This is a genomic window from Paraburkholderia sp. SIMBA_027, from assembly GCF_046535315.1.
Lineage (GTDB): Bacteria > Pseudomonadota > Gammaproteobacteria > Burkholderiales > Burkholderiaceae > Paraburkholderia > Paraburkholderia tropica.
On the sequence record NZ_JAWRWY010000789.1, the window covers coordinates 1 to 264 of the forward strand.

The 264-nt window shown below is 62.5% G+C and carries 1 protein-coding gene; it reads right to left on the reverse strand.

Annotation, left to right across the window (positions count from 1 at the left end):
- A partial coding sequence (locus SB764_RS41215) for a HutD family protein (RefSeq protein WP_410866928.1) occupies positions 1–191 on the reverse strand: 191 nt, incomplete at its 3' end.
- Between the last annotated feature and the right edge of the window lie 73 nt (positions 192–264).

Consider the following 264-nt stretch of genomic DNA (forward strand, 5'->3'; position numbering starts at 1 on the left):
GTGATCACGCGCTGGTAGCCGGCGAAGGTGGAGAAGCCACCAGACTCGCCGATATCGGCAATCGACAGGCGCCAGCCAAAACCCTCCAGGCCAATGCCTGAGTCGCGGGTGATTTCTTCGGTGCTGCCACCGCCGTTTTTCCACGGCATGCGCACGTAATCGGTGGCGCGCCAGACTTTCACTGCACTCATTTGCTGAAACGTCCTTCCAGGCTGTGACGGGAACCGGGGTGGATCAACCGCGCCGCCGTTACCGGCTGACGGC